Here is a 23,613-nt window from a genome sequence, read left to right as displayed (position 1 = left end):
GAAATCCTGTTCCGAGAGCCCGTCGGCCCGGATCGTGGCAATTGAAACATCAAGCCGCCGGATTCACGCCCTCTGTCTGGTTCGTTCTGGCGTAGTCAGCGGGGGCGGACCGGACGCTGTCCCGAAGGCCTATTTCCGGCATGGGCGAAAGTCCGCATCCCATGCGTTTCCGCGGGGTTGAGGCATACATCCAATGTGGAGCATTCAACGTCCGCGGCAGGTCGCGGAAGGCCGCCGGTCACGGAGCGGCGGCAGGAGCGGCAGGGGACGTCTCGCCGACCACCACCCCGCCGATCCCCGCGACCCGCTCATACTCGGGCCGGCGGGCCTCGGCCTGCCACAGGTCGGCGAAGCTGCCGGCGCGCACGCGCAACCAGGGCCGTCCGCCGGCGTCGACCGTCTCGACGATGGACACGGGCAGACCGCGCTCCTGCATCACCCCGGCAAAGGCCTTCGCATTGTCGGGCGACCGGAAGGCGCCCAGCTCGACGGCGTAGACCGTGCCGCCCTTTGCGGTCGCCGTAGCGGGTCTCACCGGGATGGCGGGCGGCGGGTTTTCTTCAGGGACGCCCTTCGCATCCTTGGCATCCCTCCCGTCCGCGGCCTTCGTTCCGGCCGGGGCGGTGGCGGGCGCACCGGCCGGAGCAGTGCCGTTGGCCGCCCCTGCGACACCTCCTGCCGGCGCCTGACCATCTTTGGCGGCTTGGGCGGTGCCTCCCGGAAGCTCGCCGCCGGCCAGATAGTAGCCGCCGCCGAACGCCACCACCAACAGCAGCAGGACCAGCACGGCAAGGAGAAGCTTCTTCATCGCCCCTCCGCCGAGACGGTCCGGGCAGCGGCGCACAGACCGTCCATCGCCGAGGTCTCGCGCTGGTAGCCGAGACGGACCCGCCAGCCCAGCACCCGGCACAGGTAGATGTCCTGCGCCTGGGGATTGCCGGCACCGGCATGGTAACGGCGCACCGCCTCGGTCCAGGAGCCATGGCGGTCATAGAGCAGGCGCAGGAAGGCCGCCGCATAGGCGACATTGGTCGCCGGGTCCAGGATGTCCTCGCCGAAGCGGAAGGCGCGCGCGTGCCAGCGCGTGTGCACCTGCATGCAGCCGACCGCCATGTCGAGGCGTAGCGACCCCGCCCCGTCGCCCATCAGCGCCAGCGCCTCGCCGCGGCTTGCCGGAAAGGCCGGGGCCCCGCCCAGGTTCAGCGCCCAGGGCCAGGTCGCGCCGCCGCGGCCGGACTCGGTCATGCCGATGGCGTGCAGGATGCCGGTGGGGATGCCGTAGGCCGCCTCGTTCGCCGCGAAGTAGCTCTCGCACGGGTGCTGTGCCCGCGCGGCCCCGGGGAAAGCGAACAGCACGAGAAAGACGAACGCCGCCGCGGCGCGGGCAAACAGGCCGGCCGTCATGCCCGCACCCGCACGGCGAGACAGGTGCGGTCGCGCGCCATCGGAACGGTACGGCCGCCGGCATGCTCGAACAGCGCCGCCTGCACGGCGGCGACGGTGCTGTCGGCCGAAAGATCGTCGAGACCGCTCAGCACCTCGCCCATGTGGGTGCGGCCGAACGGCATGTCGAACCGGTTGGTGCCGTCGAGCAGGCCCGAACCGCACAGAACCAGCGTGCTCGGCACCGGCAGGTCGAATGCGGTCTCGGCGACCGTCAGGCCGGCGTCGAGTCCAAGCGGCGGGTTCTCCGCCACCGGCAGATCGACGACATCGCCCAGGCGACGGGCCAGGAACGGGGCCGGCACGCCGGCACCGGCGAAGACGAAGCGGCGGTTGCGCAGGGTCACCACGCCCATCGCCAGCCCGATCCGCAGCCCCGCCGCATTGTCGGCGGCGAGCAGGCGGTTGGCGCCGGTCAGGCAGGCCCCCGGGCCGAGCCCGGCGGAGGCCAGCGCGCGCACGGCGGTACGGGCGGTCACCGTCATGAAGCCGCCGGCCAGACCGCCGCCAGATACCTGGCCCAGCAGCACCACCAGCGTGTCGTCGTCGGCCAGGAAGAAATCGTAGAAGCTTCCGTCGAACTCCGCCGCCGGCAGCAGCAGGCCGGCCGCCGCCAGATCGGGGCGGGCCGGCAGGCCGGCGGGCAGGATCGCCTGCTGCATGCGGCGCGCGATCTCGAACTGCTTTTGCAGTTCCACCAGTTCGGTCTTGGTGTCGAGCGAGGCGCGAAGCTGCACGACCATGCCGTCCAGGGCGGCGTGCTGGCTGCGCACACGCTCGGCCATCACCTCGAAGGCAACCGCCAGACCGCCGGCCCCGTCACCGCCCGCCCCGTCGCCGCGGCCGGTGACGGACTCGATGCGGTCCAGATCCCCCAGCAGCTCCACCCGCCCCTGGTCGGGCAGGGTTTCGGCCATGCGCAGCATCTGCTTGCGGATGAAGGACTGCTGACGCAGCCAATGGCGGCCACGCCGCGCCTCGGCATCCTGAAGGGCGCGGCTGCGGTTGCGGAACACCTCCACCGTGCGGGCGAGCCGGCCCGCCTCGTCGCTGCGCTCGGCGCCGAGCACCGCCACGTTGGTGTTGCCGTCGGCCAGCGCCGACAGCGCGGACAGCGACGCGTGGATCGGCGCCAGGGAACGGCGGAAAAACCACTCCAGCCCGAACAGGCTGGCCGCCAGCACGGTCATCAGCACCAGGATGGCGCTGGTGTCGAACAGGCTGGTCGCCATGTCTTCCAGCGTGGATTCGCGTGCCACGACCAGCGCCAGCGTGTTGCCGCCGGCAGGGTCGGCGAGGCGAAGGGTGCGGACCTCGAAGCTGCGGCCGGACCGGTGGACCTTGGCATGGTCCCCGCCGCCGCCCCCCAGGGACGGCTGGATGTCCTCCCAGGGCAGGGCGCCGGCACGGTCGTAAAGCGCGCCGTTGCCGTCGACCAGATAGGCCGAGCCGCCAAGGACGCGGGCGAGGACCGTGAGGCTCGGCTGCACGGTGCGCAGCGCGAGGACGACACGGTCGACCGGCCGCGTCTCGCCGAAGGGGGCCGCCACCATGTGCTGCACGGCACCGCCGACGACGACGAGGCCGGTGTAGGCATCGTTCTGCGCCAGCACCTGGGCGACACGCCGTTCGTCGATGAGGCGCATGTCGGTCGGCGCCGGCACCGAGATCTGCGGCTGCCCGACGCTGTTGACCAGCGCCGCCGAGGAGAAGCCGAGCAGCGGCAGCCGGGCCGCCGCGGCCTGGCCGTTGTTGCGGTCCAGCGCCGCGACCAGCAGCGGGTCGGCCGCCGCCCGCTGCATGACGACGGCCTCCTCCTCCATCAGGCTTTCCCAAAGCCGCTGGGCGACACGGGTCTCCTCCGCCACACGGCGTTCCGCGGTGCGGTCGCCCCACAGCACGGCGAAAAGGACCGCCGTGGCGAGCACCGCCAGCACCGCACCGGCGGCGAAGACGAACATCCGCCCGCCCAATCCGGCTCCCGTAGTGCCGGCTTCCATGCTGCCGGATCCCACAATGCCCATCCTCATGCCGCCGCACTCCCCTCCGCCGCGGCGGCCGGCACGGTCCGGCGGTCCTGCAGGACGCGCCGCAGCGCCAGCGCGATGGGCGGCAGCAGGGCGACCGTCACCACCAGCCCGGCCGAGGCCGCGGCGACACCGGCAGTGCCGCCGAGCAGCAGCGGCAGCCCCATTCCGGCCAGAAGCGCCATCGCTCCGCGCAAGGCGACCAGACCGCCATTCTCGCCGCCCGCCGCCAGCGCGGCATGCCCGGCGCCGAGCGCCGCGGCGACGGCCAGCGCCGTGCCCGGCCCGGCCGCGACGGCCCCCAAGGCCAACGCGCCGGCCGCCAGGGCGGTGGCGGACAAGGACAGCAGCACGGCAGTCGCCGGCCGGGGCGAGAGCGCCACCACCGCAATCGCCGCCAGCCACGCGGCACCGCCGTGGAACCAGATGAACTCCGCGCCCTGGCGGACACCGGGGGTACCGGCCACCTGCGGCATGGCGGCATAGGCCAGGGACAAGCCGGTGACCAGCCACAGCGCCCAGCCCTTCGGCGCCGGCCGTCCGCCGTTCCACCAGCGGTCGAGGGTGAAGATCTGGCGCAGGATCAGGGGAGCCCGGCGCGCCGACGCGATGCGCTCCACGCGCAAGGCGACCAGCAGGCCGATGGCTGCCGACACGGCGCCGATTCCCATCACCGGTCCGGTGCCGATGCTCGCGGTGCACAGGATGGAAATCCCCGCCCCGGCCACCAGCCCGCCGGTGGCCGACACCCCGAGATCGGCACCGAGCGTGTCGAGGATCGGGCGGACGGTCTGGACCGACAGGCCGGCGCCGATGCCGCCCAGGACCGCCGCGGCGAGCAGCAGGTCGCGGCCGGGGTCCGACAGGGTGGTCACGCCCCAGGCCGCCAGCGCGGCGAGCGTGACCGCCAGCCCGTAGCGCCCGACGATGCGGGCGAAGGGGGCCGCCAGGGCGATGCCCAGCGCCGTGGCGGCCAGGGCCGTGTCGAGGGGCAGGCGCTGGGCGGCGACGCCGGCGAGGATGGACAGCGCCACCGCGGCGAAGAAGACGACGGCATGCGGCAGCGGGTTGCCCGCGACCGGCGGCAGCGCCGCGAGCCGGTCGGGCGAGAAACGGCCCAGCCGCTCGATGCGGGCGATCAGGGGCTCGACCTCCGCCGCCGCGTCCGGATTGAAGCTGAGGTCGCGCACTTCGGTCAGGTAGGCGTGCGCACGGGCGAAGCGGTCGTTGACGCCGATCACCAGCCGGTTCATCTCCGCCAGCAGGCCGCCGATCAGGCTTTGGTCCACCGGCGGAGCGATCCGGTCATAGACGCGCCGGGCCACCACCGCGTCGAGCCCGCTGGCATAGCCGAGCGGCGCGACCAGCTGCGTGTGCACGAGCATGCGGAGAAGCAGAGACCCGCCCGTCAGCGCGATGGTCAGCGCCACCGCGAAATCGATGAGGATGCGCCGGGTGTTCGCCGGCTGTGCCAGTGCCTTCCGGCCGAGGATCACCTCGCCGGCCTGCGTCGCCCCGGTCCGCAGGGGATAGCGCTGCACCGACAGGTGGAAGGCCGACCAGTCGGTCTCGGCCGCGGACAGGCGCGCCGACAGGTCCGGCCGCCCGGTGGTCGCCTTCTGGAACAGGGTCTTCCCATCGGCGTCGGCGATCAGCACCAGCTCGATCTCGGGAACGATGTCGGAGAGTTCCTCCAGATAATCGTCCATGCCGGCCAGACGGTTCAGCGGCAGCCCGAGGCCGAGCGCCTTTTCGAGGTCCTGCACCAGGGCCTGGCCGACGATGTCGGTGCGTGTGGCGGTGCCCCGGTCGGCCAGATTGGCGGCGCCGACCAGCGCCGCCGCCAGCGTGGCGATCCACGGGATGACGACGACCGCGACCAGCAGCGGGACGAAGCGGCGGACCGGGTGCTCGGATCCAAACAGCATTGGTTATGCTCCCGACGTGCCGCGGTTTGGCGCATCGTCGATGCGGGCGGCCTGTTCCTCGGCCTGCTCCAGACCGTGCAGGACCACGCCGAGCGCCTGCCCCGCGGGGCGCGTCCCGACATTGGCGGGCTCCGCCCCCATCAGCCTCTGGCACTGCGCCTCGTAAAATGCCTTTAGCTTCAAAACGGAACGATGGGTCTCCCCGACCAGCAGGCGGGTGCCCAGCGCCGCCAGCACGGCGACCAGCATCAGGAACACGAGGGTGACCGTCGCCGTCTCGCGCAGCGCCGTCAGCACCTCGACCCGCGCATCCTCCTGCGCCGCATGGCCGAGAATGGCGCCGCCCACCGCGCCAAGGGCATCGAGCACCGGCACGCCGATGACCATGCCGTCGCGCCCCTCGTGGCTCCACGGCTCCGCCGGAGCGGCTGCGACGATGCCGATCCACGAGGCCGGAACCGTCGCGCCGACCATTTCCCGCGCGGTGCTGAAAAGTACCGTGCCGCGCGCGTCAACGACATGCAGCGCGACGCCGCTGCCGACGCCGGTCGCCAGTTCGATGCGGCGCTGGAGGTCGGTCTGGTGGGCCAGAGGAATTCCGATGGTGGCGCGTTCCGCCGCAGCCGCGGCGACGCGGTTCGTCAACGCCGAAAGCCGCGCGGCGATCTCGCTGGTGTGAGCCTCGGCCACCGCGTTGTGGAAGGCGAACAGGGTGAAGACCTGACCGCCGACCGCGCAGAGCCACAGGACGAATGCAAGGCGCCCGAAACCGAAGAGCATGGCTGGCCTCCTGGTTCGGCTATAGCCGGATTCCAGCGCCGGAGCCCCTGAAGATTGGCCCATGTTGGTTCGATCTGCTTTTGCGGCGGCGTCGGGGGTGCGGTATGCCCTTTGTCACGGCATAGGCCGAATATCATTTTTTCTCGGAGGGGACCGCCATGGACGAAGCGTCCGCCGCAATGGCGCCCGCAATGGCGCCGCCAAGTGTCGCCGGAACACCCTCCCCCCGTCATGCCCCGTCGCCCCAAACCACCTCGTTCCAGGCCGGCGAGATCCCGGACGAAATCCGGGCGAAGGTGGAGGACGGCACGGCCCTGCTCCGCCAGGGGCGCTTCGCCGAGGCCGCCGATCTGTTCGGCGACGCCATCGCCGCGCAACCCGACTGGCCGATGCCCTACAACAACCTCGCGGTCGCGCTGCGCGGCATGGGCCGGTTGGAGGAGGCATTGCTCGCCTGCGCCGCCGCGCTGCGCCACCGCCCCGACTATCCAGAGGCCTTCGCCAACCTGGCCCGCATCCTGCTGGCCCAGAACCGGTACCGCGACGCCGCCCTCGCCGCCGAGCAGGCGGCCAAGCTGCGCCCGGACCACTCGGCGATGCATGCCCTGCGCGCCATGGCCCTGTTCAAGGACAAGGCGCCGGAGGAGGCCCTGCCCGTGTGCCGCGCCGCACTGGCCCTGGATCCGGCGGGCACGGAAGTCCTGGCGGTCCAGGCTCAGGCGCTGGACGCCGTCGGCCGGTCGGCGGAGGCCCTGTCCGCCGCGCGCCGCGGGGCGGCGCTCGACCCGTCGCGGCGGGAATCGCTGATCGTGCTGGGATCGCTGCTGGTGAACCGCAATCATCGGGACGAAGCGCTGGAGGTGTATCGCCGGGCGATGGATCTCGATCCGAACGACACGGTCCTGGCCCATCTCGTCCACGCCATTGGCGGCACGACCTCGGCCAAGGCGCCGGAGGCCTATGTCGCCAACGTGTTCGATTCCTATGCCGACCGCTTCGACGAGCATCTGGTCAAGACGCTCCAGTACAAGGCGCATGAGATCGTCGCCCGCACCGCGGTCGCCGCGCTGCCGGCGGCCCAGGCGGCGGAGGGCAGTGCACGGATTCTCGACATCGGCTGCGGCACCGGCCTGTGCGGGCCGATCCTGCGCCCGGCGGCATCCCGGCTGGTCGGGGTCGATCTGTCGGCGCGCATGCTGGACAAGGCGCGCGACCGCGGCCTCTACGATCTGCTGGCGCAGGCCGAACTCGTCCAGTTCATGACCGGAACCGACGAACGCTTCGATGCCGTCGTCAGCGCCGACGTGCTGTGCTACATCGGCGACCTGACCGAAGTCTTCCGGACGGCGGCGGACGTGCTCGATCCCGGCGGGCTGCTGGCATTCACGGTCGAGCGGCAGGAGGAGCCGGGATACCGGCTGACCCCGAGCGGCCGTTACGTCCATGGTCTCGACCATCTGCGAAGCAGCGCGCGCGGCCTGTTCCGCGCCAGGACCATCGACAACGTGATCCTGCGTACCGAGGCGTCGGTTCCGGTCCACGGCTATCTCTGCATGTTCCAGCGGCTCGGCCATGCCGTGCATTGACCGGTCGGCGCGTTGAGCCGGGACAAGCGGCTGCGGGCGGTGCTTCCGCGGCTGGGCAGCGAGGCGGCGGGCGAGCGGATTGCCGCACTGGCGGCGCTGGAGCGGCTGTTGCCGGCCGGCCAGACGCTGCAGCAGGTGATCGAGGTCGGGCTGTTCTACCTCGACCGCCGGGGGGTGGACGCATCGCCGATCGAGGAGGTCGGCCGCCTGCGCAGCGCCGCACAGGCCGCCGCCCGGCGCGACGACCAGCAACGCGGCCGGATCGCCGCGCTGGAGGCGGCGATCCGCGATGCGCTCGTCCAGCTCCGGCAGGCGCGGGACTGAGTCTTACAGGTCATTCATGGTTTCACTCACACTTCGGGGTCGCCCTTTGTCCTCCATCGTCGTGCCTTGCCAGCATTCCCTGAGGTCGGCCGTCGAGGCGGCGGCGGTCGCCCGCGGCATGACGACATCGCAGCTCATCCGGGCATTCCTGACGGTCATGAGTCCCGACGTGCTGGAAACTCTGCCGGATCCGGGGGAACCCAACCCGGTGGACGTGTCGTACCGGCGGGTGACGCTGAAGAACGGACGCACCCGGCGGGTGCGCGTGGTGCCGAAGCTGAGGGTGCGCTACCCGGTCCGCCTGGACCATGCGACGGTCCGCAAGGCGGCGTGGGCGGCGGCGACCATCGGTGCATCCGACGGCGCGCGCCTGGTCACGTCGGGCGAACTGGCGGCGGTGGAAACCGAGATGAGCCGCTGCCGCCTGCGCCTGGAGCAGCTGACGTCCGCACTGGAGACGCTGGCCTTCCGTCCGCTCCAGCAGCCGATCCTCAAGCCCTGGCAGGCGACCTACGTGCTGGGGTTCACGCACGAGTGGGGCCTCGATCCGCAGGCGGTCAACAGCCGCTTCCGCACATTGGCGCCGATCTACCATCCCGACACCGGCCTGCTGTCGAGCGCGGAACGGATGAGCCAGCTGGTGGAAGCGCGCAACTTCCTGCTGCGGCACCTGCGCCGGTAACTCCGTACCGGTGCGGGGCTTCCCGCCGGAATGGAACAGGCCGAAAGGCCTGCTGCGGGGTAATACCTCCGAAACGGAGGTGTTACCGGGGGATGCCAGCCAATTGGGGCCTATCTCGGCTGGCTAAGATTGATTGCACTCCGAATGATGGCGGGGCTAACGCGCGGCGCAGGGCGCGCATGGATTCATTGCGAGGTGGTGAGGTCATGACCGAGAGCATCCAGAAGAAATTGGAGCGCGTCCGTCCGCCGCGCGTCAAGCTGACGTACGAGGTTCACACCGGCGGCGCCACCGAGATGAAGGAGCTTCCGTTCCTCGTCGGCGTCCTGGCCGACCTGAGCGGCAAGCCGGAAAAGCCGCTGCCGAAGCTGAAGGAGCGGAAGTTCGTCGAGGTCGACCGCGACAATTTCAACGACGTTCTGGCCTCCGCCGCTCCGCGGCTGGCGTTCCAAGTCGACAACAAGCTCCAGCCCGACGGCGGCAAGCTCAACGTGCTGCTGAACTTCGACGACATGGGCGATTTCGAGCCGGTCCAGGTGCTGAACCAGGTGCCGGCGCTGGCCCGCCTGTTCGAGGCCCGGCAGAAGCTCTCCGACCTGCTGGCGAAGCTGGACGGCAACGACGAGCTGAGCGGCCTGCTCAACGACGTCATCTCCAACACCGAACAGCAGGACGAGCTGAAGAAGCTCCTCGGCCCCACGGAAACGGCCATGGCGCCGGTTCCGACGGAAGAGCCGCCGGCCGCCTGACGGCCGCCAATCCGCTGATACGGAACGCATTCACAGGAGTGCCCAAGTGACTACGGAAATGTCCGTCGAGAGCACCGCCAGCGCCAGCCTGCTCGACCGCATGATGGTCGAGGGCAAGATGGCGCGCGAAGAAGGCCAGCGCCCCTACGCCCGCGATCTGCTGTCCGAGTTCGTCGACCAGGTCGTCGCCGAGACCGGCGATGCCGTCGCCGTGGATGTCGTCGAGGCGATCAACCACCGCATCGCCCAGATCGACGAGCTGATCAGCCTTCAGCTCAACGAGGTGCTGCACCATGAGGACTTCCAGAAGCTGGAAGCCACCTGGCGCGGCCTGAACTACCTCGTCATGAACAGCGAGACCGGCAAGCAGCTCAAGATCCGCGTGCTGAACAGCTCGCGCAAGGACCTGCAGAAGGATCTCGACAGCGCGGTCGAGTTCGACCAGAGCGCGCTGTTCAAGATGGTCTACGAGGCCGAGTACGGCACGCTCGGCGGCACGCCCTACAGCGTGCTGATCGGCGACTACGAGTTCGGCCGCCATCCGCAGGACATGTCGCTGATCGAGAAGATCTCGAACGTCGCCGCTGCGGCCCATGCGCCCTTCATCGCCGCCGCCTCGCCCAAGATGTTCGACATGGACAGCTTCTCCGAGCTGTCGGGTCCGCGCGACCTGTCGAAGATCTTCGAAACCGCCGAGATGACGAAGTGGCGGTCCTTCCGCGCGTCGGAAGACTCGCGCTACGTCGCGCTCGTCATGCCGCACACGCTGCTGCGCCTGCCCTACGGCCCGAAGACGGTGCCGGTCGAAGGCGTGAACTTCGTAGAGGACGTGGACGGCCGCGATCACTCCAAGTACCTGTGGGGCAACGCCTCGTGGGCGCTCGGCGCGCGCATCACCGACGCCTTCGCCAAGTATGGCTGGACTGCGGCCATCCGCGGCGTCGAGGGCGGCGGCCGGGTCGGCGGCCTGCCCACCCACACCTTCAAGACGGACGAGGGCGACGTCGCGCTGAAATGCCCGACCGAGATCGCCATCACCGACCGTCGTGAAAAGGAGCTGAACGACCTCGGCTTCATTTCGCTGGTGCACTGCAAGAACACCGACTATGCGGCGTTCTTCGGCGGCCAGACGGCCAACAAGCCGAAGGTGTACAACACCAACGAGGCCAACGCGAACGCGCGGCTCTCGGCGATGCTGCCCTACATGCTCGTGTCCTCGCGTTTCGCGCATTACCTGAAGGTCATGCTGCGCGACAAGATCGGCTCGTTCACGACCCGCGGCAACGTGCAGAGCTACCTGAACACCTGGATCGGCAACTACATCCTGCTGGATGACGACGCCTCCCAGGACATGAAGGCCCGCTTCCCGCTGCGCGAGGCCCGCGTGGACGTCTACGAGGTGCCGGGCCGTCCGGGCGTTTACCGCGCCAACGTGTTCCTGCGCCCGCACTTCCAGCTCGAAGAGCTGTCGGCTTCGATCCGGCTGGTGGCCGAGCTGCCGGCGCCGGAAGCCTGACCCCGGCCCCGACCGTCCAACGCCCATCTGTTTAGGAGTTCATCACCATGTCCATGGTCATCCTGGAGATCCCCGAGGTCAAGGGCGAGTGCCGGGTCAAGACGAAGCAGGTCGACTTCACCGACATGATCCTGTGCGAATCGCTCGCGCAGGACATGGAGGTCGAGATGGAAGTCACGACCAACGCGCGGCGCACCGTCCACACGCCGAAGGTCAACAACATCACGCTGGAGCGCAAGTGGGACATCGCGTCCCCCAAGCTCATCAGCCTGCTGCTGCGGGCCGGCGTGAAGGGCGAGACCTGGAAGATCCACTGCGTCAAGCCGCTGGGCGACGACGAGTTCCAGTGGGTCGAGTTCCTCACCCTGGAGCTGACCAACCCGCTCCTGTCGAAGCATTCGCTGAGCGTCAGCGAGGGCGACACCACGGAGAGCCTGGAGATCAACGCCACGAAGATCACCTGGGTCTACAAGCAGTACGACGAGAAGCAGACCAGCCAGGGCGGCGGCGGCGTCTCGTTCGACCTGCTCACCGGTGCGGTCGGCGGCGCGAGCTGAGACTCTGCGGCATGAGCCCCCGGTTTCTGCCGGGGCCATGCCGTGGCGGAAACGGTTGCCCCCTCTCTCGCTCCGCAAGGGAGGGGCAAGCGTGGCAACGCCGCGGGCAAGCGGACGACAAGGGATCGGAAGGCCGGTAATGAGACAGTCCAAGGCGATGAACGGCGGGCGCACGCTGCTCTTCGAGCGCCTGATCGATTTCGAGCCGGACAACCCGTCGACCGACGATCCGTCCATGATCGTCATGTCCCTGCCCGACCTGACCGCGTCCATCCAGCGGGAGATCCTGCGCCTGCTGGACAGCCGCACCGCGGGCGAACGCCGGACCGACACCGGCGGCACCGTGATGGAATACGGGCTGCCGGACTTCGGCGAGATCCACCCGCGCTCCTTCACCGACCGCCGCCGGGTGGAGACGGTGGTCCGCCATGCCATCCTCGATTTTGAGCCGCGCCTGCTGCGGCCGCGCGTCGTCGTGACGCCGGGCAAGGGCAACGGGACGCTGACGGTGGAAATCTCCGGCGAGGTGGCCGCCGGCACCGTCGTCGAGCCGCTGTTCTTCTCCGTCAATCTCGGCGCTGCCCCCCCAACGCCGACCGACGGCCTCGCCGCCGGGACGGATTGACATGCGGCGCGAGGACCTCCTCGAACATTATGAGCGCGAACTGCTGTACGTCCGCCGGGCGGGCGAGGCGTTCGCACGCAGCTACCCGAAGATCGCCCGACGCTTGGCGCTCGGGCCCGACCAGGCGGCCGATCCCAACGTCGAGCGGCTGATCGAGTCCTTCGCGTTCCTGACCGGACGGCTGCAACTCAACCTCGACCGCGAGTTTCCGCGCTTCACCGAAGCGCTGCTGGGCATCCTCCACCCGCAGCTGGTGGCGCCGGTGCCGCCGATGGGCATCGCCCAGATGGAGCCGGCGGCCGGCAACGGCCAGCTCACCGGCGGCTTCACCGTGCCGCGGGGCACGGCCCTGCACGCCCTGGCCGAAGGATCGGCGCGCTGCCGCTTCCGCACCGCCTACGACGTGACCCTGTGGCCGCTGGCGCTGACCGAGGCCGCGGTGGAGCCGACCGAGCGCTACGACTTCATCGATGGCGGCGAAGCCGCCTCGGTCCTGCGCCTGCGGCTGGAGACCTGCAACCAGGTTTTCGAGAACCTCCCGGTCGAGAGCCTGAGGCTGTTCCTCAACGGCGAGCCGGTGCTGAACGCGGCGCTGCACGAACTGCTGCTGTGCGGCATGGTGGAGGTCGTCTACCTGATGCCCGGCAAGCCGCCGGTGCGGCTGCGCGGCGACGACCTGCTGCGTCCCGTCGGCTTCGAGCCCGACCAGACCGTGCTGCCGCACCCGCGGCACGCCCAGCCGGCCTACGGCCTGCTGCAGGAGTATTTCGAGTTCCCGCAAAAGTTCGACTTCTACGATCTGACGCTGCCGCAGGGCCGGCTGTCGGGAACCGTGGTGGACGTGCTGATCCTGGTGTCGCGCCCGCTGCCCAACCGGCTGACGGTGCGCCGCGACTGTTTCCGGCTGGGCTGCACGCCGATCGTCAACCTGTTCACCCGCTCGGCCGAGCCGGTGCGGCTCAACCACAAGCGCACCTCCTACCGCGTCGTCGCCGACGCCATGCGCGAGCGGACCACCGAAATCCATTCGGTGCTGGAGGTCACGGGCATGCGCGACGCCGACGGCGCGCGACGCAGCTATGTGCCCCTGTTCTCCTTCCAGCATGCCAGCGCCGATGCCGATCCGCGCGGCTTCTGGCTCGCCGCGCGCGAACCGACCCAGCGCGAGGACATGCCGGGCACCGACGTCTATCTCAGCCTGCACCATCTCGACCTCGACCCGGCGGAGCCGGCGGACGAGACGCTGCTGGTCAGGGTCGCCTGCACCAACCGCGGTCTGGCGGAACAGGTGCCGGCCGGGGCGGTGCTGATGATCGAGGAGGCGGCCCCCATCGCCTCCATCCGCTGCCTGAACAAGCCGACCGCCGGGCGTCCCGCCCCGATCGGCGGCACGTCGGCGTGGAAGCTGGTCTCGCACCTGTCGGTCAACCACCTCAGCCTGACGGGCGATCCGGAGGGGCTGCGGGCGCTCCAGGCCATTCTCGGGCTCTATGCGCCGGACGACGTGATGGCGCAGAACCAGCTGCGCGGCCTGAACGCCCTGTCCTCGCGGCCGGTCCTGCACCGCATCGGCCAGGATGCCTGGCGCGGCTTCGTGCGCGGGCTGGAACTGACGCTCGACATCGACGAGCGCAACTTCGTGGGCACCAGCCCGCTGGTGTTCGGCGGGGTGCTGAGCCGCTTCCTCGGCCTCTACGTCAACGTCAACGCTTTCGCCCAGCTCCGGCTGCGCTCGGTGCAACGAGGGGGGATCTGGAAGACATGGCCACGCCTGGCAGGCAATCAGCCCGTCCTCTGATCGAGGCGCTGGAGGCCGAGCCCTGGGGGTTCGACCTGTTTCAGGCCATCGCCTTGCTGGAACGCGCCGCACCGGACCGCGAGCCACTCGGGTCCGGCATCGATCCCGACCGCGAGGCCGTGCGCATCGAACATGACGCCACCCTCGCCTTTCCGGCCAGCGACGTGGTGTCGGCCCGGCAGGACGAGGACGGGCGCGGCGTCGTGCGCTCGCCGGTGCTGGGGCTCGGCGGCACGGGCGGCCCCCTGCCCTATGTCGCCACCGAGATGATGCTGGAGCGCGTGGCCCGCCACGACACGGCAGGCGCCGCCTTCTACGACATCTTCAACCACCGCCTGATGTCGATCCTCTACCGGACGCGGCAGGGCAGCCTGCCGCTGCTGGAGCGCGATCCGGAGCGGTCGCTGCTGGCACGGGCCCTGCGCTCCCTGGTGGGCATCGGCACCGGTCATCTGGAGGAGCGGCTGCCCGGTGCGCCCGACCGCATGCTGCTGGCCTTTTCCGGCATCCTGTCCTGCCGCGTGCGCTCGGCCGCCGGGCTGGAGACGATGATCGGCGCCATCTTCCAGGTGGAGGCGCGGGTCAAGGGATTCGTCGGCCGCTGGCTTCCCCTGGGCGAGGAGGCGACGACCGTCGTCAGCGCCGGGCGGCGGGGACGCAACAACCGGCTGGGCCAGGATGTGGTGGTCGGACGGCGCGTCTGGGACCAGCAGACCTGCTACGACATCGAACTGAAAATGGACTCGCTGGAGCGCTACCGCGACTTCCTGCCCAACGGCCGCCACCATGCCACGCTGTGCGCCCTCGCCCGCTTCCACAGCGGCGACGGCATGGATTTCCAGATTTCCCTGGTGCTGAGCCCGCCGATGGTGCCGCGCACCCGTCTTTCCGCCCGCGACGGCAGCCTGCTCGGCTGGACGTCCTGGCTGCGCTTCCCCAACTCGCCGAGCCGGACACCCGGCCAGCTCACTCTTCAGCCCGCGACCGGAGGCAGCCCGTGACCGCCGACATCAAGACCCTGATCGGAAAGCTCGACCGCGACGGCCGCAAGGTGCTGGAACGCGCCGCCGCACTGTGCGTGTCGAACACCCATTACGACGTCGAGGTCGAACATCTGGTCCTCAGTGTCCTGCGCGCCAACAGCGGCGTCGTGGCCGGCATCCTGCGCCATTACACCGTCGATGCCGCGCGGGTCGAGGCCGAGCTGAACGCGGCGCTGGAGAAAATCCGCCGCGGCAACACCCGCACCCCCGCCTTCTCGCCGCGGGTGCCGGAGCTGCTGGAGAACGCGCTGCTCACCTCGGTCACGCATCTGGACAGCCCGCAGATCCTGGTGCCGGCCATGCTGTGGGCGGCGGTCGCCTGTGATTCCGTGCGCGCGGTGATCGGCGAATCGGCACCGTCGCTGCTCGCCATCCCGCGTGACCGCACCGCCACCGACCTGCCGGAACTGGTGCGCATGCTGCGCAGCGACACCAGGCTCGGCGAGGCGTCCTCAGCCGCACCCGCACCGCTCGGCGAGGGACCCTCGACGCCGTCGCCGCTGGCCTCCGGCCAGTCCATGCTGGACCAGTACACCGTCGACCTGACGGCGCAGGCGCGTGCCGGCAAGATCGATCCGGTGATCGGCCGCGACCGCGAAATCCGCCAGGTCGTCGACGTGATGATGCGGCGGCGGCAGAACAACCCGATCCTGGTCGGCGACCCCGGCGTCGGCAAGACCGCCATCGTCGAAGGGCTGGCGCTGCGCATCGCCGAGGGCGACGTGCCGGAGCCGCTGCGCGGCACGGCGATCCGCACGCTGGACCTCGGCCTCCTTCAGGCGGGCGCCGGCGTCAAGGGCGAGTTCGAGAACCGGCTGAAGTCGATCATCAAGGAGGTGGCGGCCTCCGCCGTGCCGACGGTGGTCTTCATCGACGAGGCCCACGCGCTGATCGGGGCCGGCGGGGCGGCCGGACAGGGCGACGCCGCCAACCTGCTGAAGCCGGCGCTCGCCCGCGGCGAGTTCCGCACCATCGCCGCCACCACCTGGGCCGAATACAAGAAATATTTCGAGAAGGACCCGGCGCTCGCCCGCCGCTTCCAGCCGGTCTCCGTGCCTGAGCCGGACGAGGTCGCCGCCGCCGCCATGCTGCGCGGACTGGTGCGCCGCTTCGAGGAACACCACGGCGTGCGCGTGCTGGACGACGGCATCGCTGCGGCGGTGAAACTGTCGGCGCGCTACATCCCGGCGCGCCAGCTTCCCGACAAGGCGATCAGCGTGCTGGACACCGCCTGCGCCCGGGTGGCCGTCGCCCGCACCTCCAAACCCGAAGCCGTCGAGACCCTGGAGCGCGAGGATCAGATGCTGGCCCGCGAGGCCGAGCGGCTGGAGCGCGAGGCCGGCGCGGCGCACGAGGCCCGGCTGGCCGGCATCGCCACCCGCCGCCTTGCCGTCGCCGAGGAGCTTGCGGCGCTGACCGGGCGCTGGAACCGCGAAGCCGAACTGGTGAAGGCCATCGACGAGGCGCTGACCGCCGGCCGGCAGGCCGACGCGGTGGCGGCGGAGGAGCGGCTGGCCGCGCTGCGCGGCGACGACGCGCTGGTGCCGCACCGGGTCGACGGCGGCGTGGTCGCCGCGGTGGTGTCGAACTGGACCGGCATCCCGGTCGGCTCGATGTCCAAGGACGACGTCGATGTCGTCGTCGGGCTGGAGGAGCGCATGGAGGCGCGCGTCGTCGGCCAACCGCAAGCCCTGCGCGCCATCGCGCGGGCGGTGCGCGGCTACCGCGCCGGGCTGAACGAGCCGAACCGCCCCATCGGCGTCTTCCTGCTGAGCGGTCCCAGCGGCGTCGGCAAGACGGAAACCTCGCTGGCCCTGGCCGAACTGCTGAACGGCGGCGAACAGAGCCTTATCACCATCAACATGTCGGAATACCAGGAGTCGCATGCGGTGGCGACCCTGCGCGGCGCCCCGCCGGGCTATGTCGGCTATGGCAGCGGCGGCGTGCTGACCGAGGCGGTGCGGCGCCGCCCGCACTCGGTCATCCTGATGGACGAGGTGGAGAAGGCCCACCCGGACGTGCTGGACATGTTCTATCAGGTGTTCGACAAAGGCGTGCTGGAGGATGGCGAGGGGGTGGAGGTCGACTTCCGCAACACGCTTATCCTGCTGACCAGCAATCTCGGCGACGTGGAGCTGACCGAACTGGGCCGGGAGCGCCTCGATGCCGGCGAGATCCGAGAGGCGCTGGAAGAGGGTATCGAGGCCATCTCCGATCCGCTGCGGCGGCGCTTCCGGCCGTCCTTCCTCGGTCGCCTGACGGTGGTTCCCTACTATCCCCTCAGCGAGCAGCAGGTCCGCGCCATCGCCCTGATGAAGGTGGACAAGCTGCGCAAGCGCACCGAGGGCAATCGCGCCGCGGCGCTCACTGTTGCACCGGCAGCGCTGGAGGCGCTGGTGCGGCGGGCCGTGCATTCCGATGCGGGCGCCCGTATGATCGACACGCTGCTGTCGGAGTTCGTGGTGCCCGAAGTGGCCATGCGGATCCTCGATCAGGTGGCCGCCGGGCAGCCGGTGGGGGCGATCCGGGTCGATTGCGACAGCGACGGGCGTTTCACCGTGACCGTTGGAGCCGCGGAACCGGCACTGGCCTGACCGGCCGCGGGACGGGGCGAGGAAGCACGAGGGAAGGCAGCACGAGGGAAGAATGAGCGAGCGTTTCTCACAGGCCCAACAGCACCTGTCGATCTCGACTCCGCTCGGACCCGACAAGCTGATCCTGCGCAACATCGTGGGCGAGGAGCGGCTGTCGTCGCTCTTCTCCTACCGGGTGACCATGCTGTCGTCGGACGACGACATCGACTTCGACCAGATCGTCGGCAAGCCGGTGACGGTGACGCTGACTCTGGGCGACGGCACGTCCAAGCGCTACATCAACGCCATCGTCGGCCGCATCGAGCTGACGCACATCGACGACCGCGATTCCTCCGCCCATTACGAGGCCGAACTGCATCCCTGGCTGTGGATGCTGACCCATTCCGGCGATTGCCGCATCTTCCAGGAGAAGACGGTGCCGGAAATCGTCGAGGCGGTGATCGGCTCCACCGGCACCATCAAGACGGTGTTGAACGGCACCTACGCGACCCGCGAATATTGCGTGCAGTATCGCGAGACCGACTACAACTTCATCGCCCGCCTGCTGGAAGAGGAAGGCATATTCTATTTCTTCGAGCACGCCGACGGCGAGCACAAGCTGGTTCTGGGCGACGGCGACAGCGCCTTCACCACGAGCGCGCTGGTCTCCACCTACGAGTATCGCGGGCACAAGGCCTACGACAACGAGGACAACGTCATCACCCAGCTCGGCGTCGAGCGGCGGGTGACGACCAAGAGCGTCGGGGTGGACAGCTATCACTTCGAGACGCCGGCGACCGACCTCTACGCCACGGCGGAGGGGACTGCCGGCACCGGCACGATGAACGACTATGCGGTGCGCCACACGGTGTCCGCCGACGGCGAGCAGATCGCCCTGGTGCGCCAGCAGGCGCTCGCCTTCGCCAGCCAGCGCATCCGCGGCGGCGGCAACTGCCGCGGGATGGAGGCCGGGACCAAGATCACCATCTCCGGCCACCGCAAGGACTCGCTCAACGCGGAAATGGTTCTGAACTCCGTCCGCATCGAAGGGGCGACCAACCGCTTCGTCGCGACCTTCACCGGCTTCCCGTCAGCCCACCCCTTCCGCCCGCTCAACACGGCGCAGAAGCCGCGGATCCATTCGACCCAGACCGCCAAGGTGGTCGGCAAGTCGGGCGAGGAGATCTGGCTCGACCAGTATGGGCGGATCAAGGTGCAGTTCCACTGGGACCGGCTCGGCACCAACGACGAGAAAAGCTCGTGCTGGGTCCGGGTGGCGCAGGGTTGGGCCGGCAAGAATTACGGCATCATGTTCTTCCCCCGCGTCGGGCAGGAGGTGGTGGTCACCTTCCTGGACGGCGACCCCGACCGGCCGCTGGTCACCGGCGCCGTCTACAACGCCGACCAGACCGTTCCCTACACACTGCCCGACGATTCCACGAAGAGCACCATCAAGACGCAGACCTCCAAGAACGGCACCGGCAAGTTCAACGAGATCCGCTTCGAGGACAAGGCCGACAACGAGGAGATCTTCGTCCAGGCCCAGAAGGACATGAACATCAAGGTCCTCAACGACCTGACACGGCTGGTCAAGCACGACGAGATCGAGACGATCGAGAACGACAGCACCATCGACGTCAAGAACGACCGCAAGCTGACGGTCAAGAACAACCATACGATCACCGTCACCGAAGGCAACGAGACGCACGCAATCTCAAAGGGCACCCGCGACCTGTCGGTCAAAGGCAAGGAGACGCACCTCAACAATGACGATTTCGAGCACACCGTCGACAACAACTACACGCTGACGGTCAAGGGCAATTTGACCATCGACGTGACCGGCGACATCGTGATCAAGGGCAAGTCGATCAAGCTGACGGCGACCTCGGCCGACATCGGCATCAAGGCGGCGACCGGCATCGAGATCAAGGCGGGCACCTCGCTCGACGTCAAATCCGGCACCGCGATGACCGTGAAGGCCGGAACCGGCATGGAGATCGACGCCGGCATGGGGCTCGACATGAAGGCCGGCATGGGCGCCACGCTCAAGGGCGGCACGACGCTGGACCTCAAGGCGGGGCTGGCCCTGACGGCCCAGGGCCTGACCAGCACGGTGAAGGGCTCGGCGACGGCCGAGGTGAGCGGCGGCGGCATGCTGACGCTCAAGGGCGGCGTGGTGATGGTGAACTGAAATGACGGACATGGACTCTCCAACCGCCGCCCCCGAGGCCGCAGGCCCCACCGAGATCAGGGTCGAGGAACGCGACGCGCACGGACGCATCGTCCAGTCCGGACGGCTGGTGGACGGGGTGTTCGACGGCGATTTCATCCGTTATGGAGAGACCGGACGGCCGACGATGCGTGCCCGCATGCGCAGCGGCGCCATGCATGGCGAGACACGCCATTATGACGATGATGGCAACATCGTGCAGGTGGCCGAGTATGCAAATGGGGTGCAGCACGGCACCTCGACCTTCTACATGCAGGCGCGGTTGGTCTGCCGCCTGAGCTACCGCGCCGGCGAACTGGAAGGGCCGTCCGTCTATTTCGCCACCAACGGCACGGTGGCAGCCGTGGTGCAGTACCGTGCCGGCAAGCGCGAGGGCGAGTCTGTCTTCTACAGCCCCCATGGCGCGGTTCTGCGCCGGGAGACCTATGCCGCGGACCGTCTGCACGGCCCGACGGCAGGCTTTTTCGAGGGCGGAGCGGTCAGCGAGCAGACGTTCTTCCAGGACGGGCTGCTGGAGGGAGAATTCCTGCGTTTCTTTCCGTCCGGCAAGGTGATGCAGCGCGGTGTCTATCACCAGGGCGTCCTGGTGGAGCCGCTGCGGACCTTCTCCGAGGGCGGGAAGGAAACCGGCGCGATCCCGCCGCCGAAACCGCCGGGACGATAGCGTCTGGCGGTTCGGCCCGGCAACCGATGCTCAGGGGACCATTTCGGTGAACTGGCCGGGCAGCGTGATCTGGATCACGCCCCCAAAGGCGCACATGCATTTCGAACTGTTGTTGAGCGCCGGCATCTTGCCCACCAGGACGGTCGGGCTGCCGGGCACCCAGGGGGCGGCGGTCATCGGCGTGCAGGGCATGGGCGTCAGCACACCGAAGGCCGCCGCGGTGGCAGCGGCCACCGCCGGGTTGGCCATGCTCATGCACACGCCGAACGGCAGGACATTGACGAACGGCTTGCTGTCCATGATGTTGGCGGCGGGCACCTTGGAACTCATCACCGCGCTGGCGGGAAGCACCATGAGGCTCGACGGTGCGGCGCCGAAGCTGCACATCGTCATCGCGCCCATGACGGCCTGCATTCCCATGATGCGTCTCCTCTTCCCGTTCCCTGCGGTCCGTCTCCGGAATAAAGCCTGGAGTCTGTCCAGCGCCTCTCCAGGCGCGGGACAGACTCCGTTGAGGCACAGGCGTCAGCCGCCGGCCAGCTTGACGATCTGAAGCGTCGTCGAGACGATGGTCTTCAGGGTCGAGCCGATGGTGACAATGGTCTCGAGCGTCTCCTTCGTCACGCCGATCTTCTCAAGCGGCTTGCCGCGCAGGTCCTTGTAGCAGACGAGGTGGCCGGTCATCTGGTCGTAGAAGACGTCCTTCGTCTTGATACGCGCCTGCAGCTCATGAATCTTGTCGAGCGTGAAGGTGACCTTCTCGCCGAGAATCTTGACCAGGGCATCGGCTTGCTTGGAGAGCTTCTCCTTCTCCAGCTTTTCGATCTGGGTCATCATCTTCTTGGCCTGATCGTAGAGCTTGTCGGACTGCTCCTCCATCTTGCCGGTCTTGGCATGGTATTCGAGCAGCAGCTTCTCCATGCCGCCGACGGACTTCACGAACGGTACGCCCAGGATCGCCGCCACCTCGCGCGCGCCGGCCTTGAAATTCAGGTCACCGCTGCTGTAGGCCGACGCCAGCGTGTCGTCGGTCTTGCGGATGTCGGTCTCCGCCTTCTCGATGTCGCGGGCGAAATTATGAATGGCGAGCGCCATGGTGACGGCGGTCTTGCCGATGCTGGCGACGGTCGTGCAGATGCCGATGATCGCCATCGGGGTGGCGCCGCCCGCCGTCACCGCCGCGACGCCGACACTGACGCCGGCCGACACGGTGTTGGCAAGGACGCTGATCGACCCCAGCACCATGGTCTTGGCGAACTTCAGCTTGAACGACTTCAGGTCCGATTTCTTGCTGGCATAGGCGTCCCAGGCCTTTTCCACCGCCTTCAGCGCCAGACCCGCCTGCGCCTCGGTGAACTGCTTGCACATGACGTTGATCGTCTTCTCACGCTCGGCCAGTTCCTTTTCATTGGCCGGCGGCTTCTTGCCCAGATTGGCGTCGAAATCCTGAAGAGCCCCCTGGACTTCCTTCTTGGACTTGTTGAGCTGCTCATAGGCCGCTTCGATCAGTTTCTGGACAATGATCTTGTCCTTGTCGATGGCCTTCTGGAGATCCTTCGGAACCTCCTTCAGATCCACCTTCGCGACCATGGCAGGGACCTTGATGTGTTTGGTCTTGAGCCCTGCGGAAAAATCCATCTCGGCGATCTGAATGCCGGCCATCGGGTGCTCTCCAGTGTTGGACCATTTCTCCCGCTTCAGTATCCACACTGGCAGCGCCACTTCGACCTGGACTTGCTCCGAACTGGACTGTTGGATAATCCATTTCCGGAACAATCCACCGCTGCAAGGTAACGGTTCAAGGAAAATTCAGCCACAATTGAGGATTGCGCCTCCGGCTACTTTGAACATGAAGGACGGTTCTCCACGCCGATTGGGACCGGCCGCCCCGTTACCAAGGTCCGTCTTCAGCCGCAAGTGCGCCGGCCAATCAGGATTTCCTCCGTGCGTTCGCTTGGCGCCGCCGATCAGCGTGCCCGTGCGGAAAGAGCGATGCCGCCGCCGATCAGCGCCACGCTGAGCAGCACGCCCAAGCTCAGCGGCTCGCTGTCGAAGACCGCGCTCAACAGAAGCGCCGTGACCGGCACCAGACAGACAATCTGCCCGGCTTGGCTGGCCGGCATCACCGACAGCGCCTTGCTCCACCACCAATAGCAAAGCCCGGTGGCGATCAGGCAGTTGTAGGCGATGACCGCCAGCAGCGAGCCCGACCAGTTGATCGGGTGCGCCGTTTCGGCGAACAGCGCCAGTGGCACCATCACCGCCGCGCTGGCAGCGACCTGCCAGAAGATCTGGGTCCAGAACGGCGTACCCCATAGCCGCCGGCGGTAGAGCGTCGCCCCCAGCGCCCAACTGATCGCGCAGCCGATCAGGAAGCCGTTGCCGATCAGCGCGTTGGCGTCGTTCCAGTTCACCAGCGCCGGGTTGAAGAAGACAACCACCCCGGCGAAGGTCAGCAGCGCCGCCGCGGCTTGCCGCCTGGAGATGCGCTCGCCAAGCAGCAGCAGGCCGAGCGGCAGCGTCCACATCTGCATGGTGTAGGCAAGCACCGACGCCCGCCCCGGCGAGACGAACTGCAACCCGATGTTGCTCAGTCCCATCATGCCGCCGACCTGCAGCAGGCCGACGACCGCGATCATCAGCCGCTCGCCGCGGTGGGGCAGCAAGGGAAAGCGCAACAGCGGCGCCAGCAGGGCCAAGCTCACCGTGGTGCCGACCAGCCGAACGGCGCAGAAGGCGAGCGGCCCGATGTCGATCAGCGCCAGCTTCATCAGCGGCCAGTTGGCGCCCCAGAACAGGACGACCCCGGCAAGCTGCAGGTAGATTGTCGGGCCGGGCTCCGTTCCGGCTGCCGTCTGGCGGGCCGGCCCGTTTCGCCCCCCGTCCACCGTTTCGTCCGTCATGACCGGCCGCTCTCTTTAGGTTGCAGAGCATGCTAATTCGACAGACTGACAATCAGCCCTGCATTCCTCTGGCGGCAGCCGTGCGCCGACGACCCATGTCTCCAGGCGGGGCCTGCCCCTGAGGGCAAGCGCGGCCCGAACAGCGAAACGCCCCGGCTCATGTGAACCGGGGCGTTTGCGAAGTG

20 protein-coding genes are annotated in these 23,613 nt (G+C 68.7%); 12 read left to right on the top strand and 8 right to left on the bottom strand.

The genetic code is table 11. The features are described 5' to 3' along the window. Nucleotides 1-238: 238 nt before the first annotated feature. Genes TSH64_RS31920 through TSH64_RS31900 form a run of 5 tightly spaced genes read right to left on the bottom strand, consistent with a single transcriptional unit; the run spans nt 239 to nt 6,178 of the window. Nucleotides 239-808: an SPOR domain-containing protein gene (locus tag TSH64_RS31920; RefSeq protein WP_199237710.1), complete on the bottom strand. Its 570-nt coding sequence runs from the start codon at nt 806-808 to the stop codon at nt 239-241. Beyond that, nucleotides 805-1,404 carry a lytic transglycosylase domain-containing protein gene (locus tag TSH64_RS31915; protein WP_109451205.1) on the bottom strand — a complete coding sequence of 200 codons (600 nt, stop codon included), beginning with the start codon at nt 1,402-1,404 and terminating at the stop codon, nt 805-807. Before TSH64_RS31915 ends, TSH64_RS31920 begins: the two co-directional genes overlap by 4 nt. After that, a complete protein-coding gene (locus TSH64_RS31910) occupies nt 1,401-3,473 on the bottom strand; it encodes a PP2C family protein-serine/threonine phosphatase (protein ID WP_247873263.1) in 2,073 nt (690 codons plus the stop codon). Before TSH64_RS31910 ends, TSH64_RS31915 begins: the two co-directional genes overlap by 4 nt. Continuing rightward, entirely contained in the window at nt 3,470-5,398 is a 1,929-nt protein-coding gene (locus TSH64_RS31905; protein WP_109451203.1) for a hypothetical protein, read from the bottom strand. The genes TSH64_RS31910 and TSH64_RS31905 overlap by 4 nt, the downstream gene beginning before the upstream one ends. Before the next feature lie 3 nt (nt 5,399-5,401). Beyond that, nucleotides 5,402-6,178 (bottom strand): hypothetical protein, encoded by a 777-nt coding sequence (locus TSH64_RS31900; protein ID WP_109451201.1) that lies wholly within the window; start codon nt 6,176-6,178, stop codon nt 5,402-5,404. Between the two features lie 158 nt (nt 6,179-6,336). On the opposite strand from TSH64_RS31900, the gene TSH64_RS31895 reads away from it, so the two are divergent. The 12 genes from TSH64_RS31895 to TSH64_RS31840 all read left to right on the top strand — a co-directional run bounded on the left by TSH64_RS31895 (nt 6,337) and on the right by TSH64_RS31840 (nt 20,525). Beyond that, nucleotides 6,337-7,764, top strand: a complete 1,428-nt coding sequence (locus TSH64_RS31895; RefSeq protein WP_109451199.1) for a tetratricopeptide repeat protein — start codon at nt 6,337-6,339, stop codon at nt 7,762-7,764. A 12-nt stretch (nt 7,765-7,776) separates the two neighbouring features. Continuing rightward, a complete protein-coding gene (locus tag TSH64_RS31890; protein WP_109451197.1) occupies nt 7,777-8,088 on the top strand; it encodes a hypothetical protein in 312 nt (103 codons plus the stop codon). 118 nt (nt 8,089-8,206) lie between these two features. Beyond that, entirely contained in the window at nt 8,207-8,770 is a 564-nt protein-coding gene (locus TSH64_RS31885) for a hypothetical protein (RefSeq protein ID WP_247873262.1), read from the top strand. Between the two features lie 206 nt (nt 8,771-8,976). Continuing rightward, nucleotides 8,977-9,519, top strand: a complete 543-nt coding sequence (gene tssB / locus TSH64_RS31880; RefSeq protein WP_109451193.1) for a type VI secretion system contractile sheath small subunit — start codon at nt 8,977-8,979, stop codon at nt 9,517-9,519. Between the two features lie 46 nt (nt 9,520-9,565). Beyond that, the gene (gene tssC, locus TSH64_RS31875) at nt 9,566-11,035 is read left to right on the top strand and encodes a type VI secretion system contractile sheath large subunit (protein ID WP_211099171.1); all 1,470 of its coding nucleotides are present in this window, start codon (nt 9,566-9,568) and stop codon (nt 11,033-11,035) included. Between the two features lie 47 nt (nt 11,036-11,082). Further along, the gene (locus tag TSH64_RS31870) at nt 11,083-11,592 is read left to right on the top strand and encodes a type VI secretion system tube protein Hcp (RefSeq protein WP_098735784.1); all 510 of its coding nucleotides are present in this window, start codon (nt 11,083-11,085) and stop codon (nt 11,590-11,592) included. A 139-nt stretch (nt 11,593-11,731) separates the two neighbouring features. Next, nucleotides 11,732-12,217 (top strand): type VI secretion system baseplate subunit TssE, encoded by a 486-nt coding sequence (tssE, locus tag TSH64_RS31865; protein ID WP_247873260.1) that lies wholly within the window; start codon nt 11,732-11,734, stop codon nt 12,215-12,217. Nucleotide 12,218: 1 nt separating this feature from the next. Further along, nucleotides 12,219-14,015, top strand: a complete 1,797-nt coding sequence (tssF, locus tag TSH64_RS31860; protein WP_109451187.1) for a type VI secretion system baseplate subunit TssF — start codon at nt 12,219-12,221, stop codon at nt 14,013-14,015. Further along, nucleotides 13,979-15,016, top strand: coding sequence for a type VI secretion system baseplate subunit TssG (tssG, locus tag TSH64_RS31855; RefSeq protein WP_109451185.1), 1,038 nt, complete (start codon nt 13,979-13,981; stop codon nt 15,014-15,016). Before tssF ends, tssG begins: the two co-directional genes overlap by 37 nt. Further along, complete coding sequence (gene tssH, locus TSH64_RS31850; protein WP_109451183.1) at nt 15,013-17,652, top strand: type VI secretion system ATPase TssH; 2,640 nt, start codon at nt 15,013-15,015, stop codon at nt 17,650-17,652. Before tssG ends, tssH begins: the two co-directional genes overlap by 4 nt. A gap of 52 nt (nt 17,653-17,704) precedes the next feature. Beyond that, a complete protein-coding gene (tssI, locus tag TSH64_RS31845) occupies nt 17,705-19,822 on the top strand; it encodes a type VI secretion system tip protein TssI/VgrG (RefSeq protein WP_109451181.1) in 2,118 nt (705 codons plus the stop codon). 10 nt (nt 19,823-19,832) lie between these two features. Continuing rightward, entirely contained in the window at nt 19,833-20,525 is a 693-nt protein-coding gene (locus tag TSH64_RS31840) for a toxin-antitoxin system YwqK family antitoxin (protein ID WP_247873259.1), read from the top strand. Nucleotides 20,526-20,555: 30 nt separating this feature from the next. On the opposite strand, the gene TSH64_RS31835 is transcribed toward TSH64_RS31840, so the two are convergent. The 3 genes from TSH64_RS31835 to TSH64_RS31825 all read right to left on the bottom strand — a co-directional run bounded on the left by TSH64_RS31835 (nt 20,556) and on the right by TSH64_RS31825 (nt 23,428). Continuing rightward, complete coding sequence (locus tag TSH64_RS31835; protein WP_109051039.1) at nt 20,556-20,945, bottom strand: DUF4280 domain-containing protein; 390 nt, start codon at nt 20,943-20,945, stop codon at nt 20,556-20,558. A 105-nt stretch (nt 20,946-21,050) separates the two neighbouring features. Beyond that, a complete protein-coding gene (locus TSH64_RS31830) occupies nt 21,051-22,187 on the bottom strand; it encodes a hypothetical protein (RefSeq protein ID WP_109451177.1) in 1,137 nt (378 codons plus the stop codon). Between the two features lie 305 nt (nt 22,188-22,492). Then, entirely contained in the window at nt 22,493-23,428 is a 936-nt protein-coding gene (locus TSH64_RS31825) for a DMT family transporter (RefSeq protein ID WP_109451175.1), read from the bottom strand. Nucleotides 23,429-23,613: the final 185 nt, after the last annotated feature.

Origin of the sequence: Azospirillum sp. TSH64 (genome assembly GCF_003116035.1) — a bacterium.
Classification (GTDB): Bacteria; Pseudomonadota; Alphaproteobacteria; order Azospirillales; family Azospirillaceae; genus Azospirillum.
This window is presented reverse-complemented; position numbering and strand designations above follow the sequence as displayed.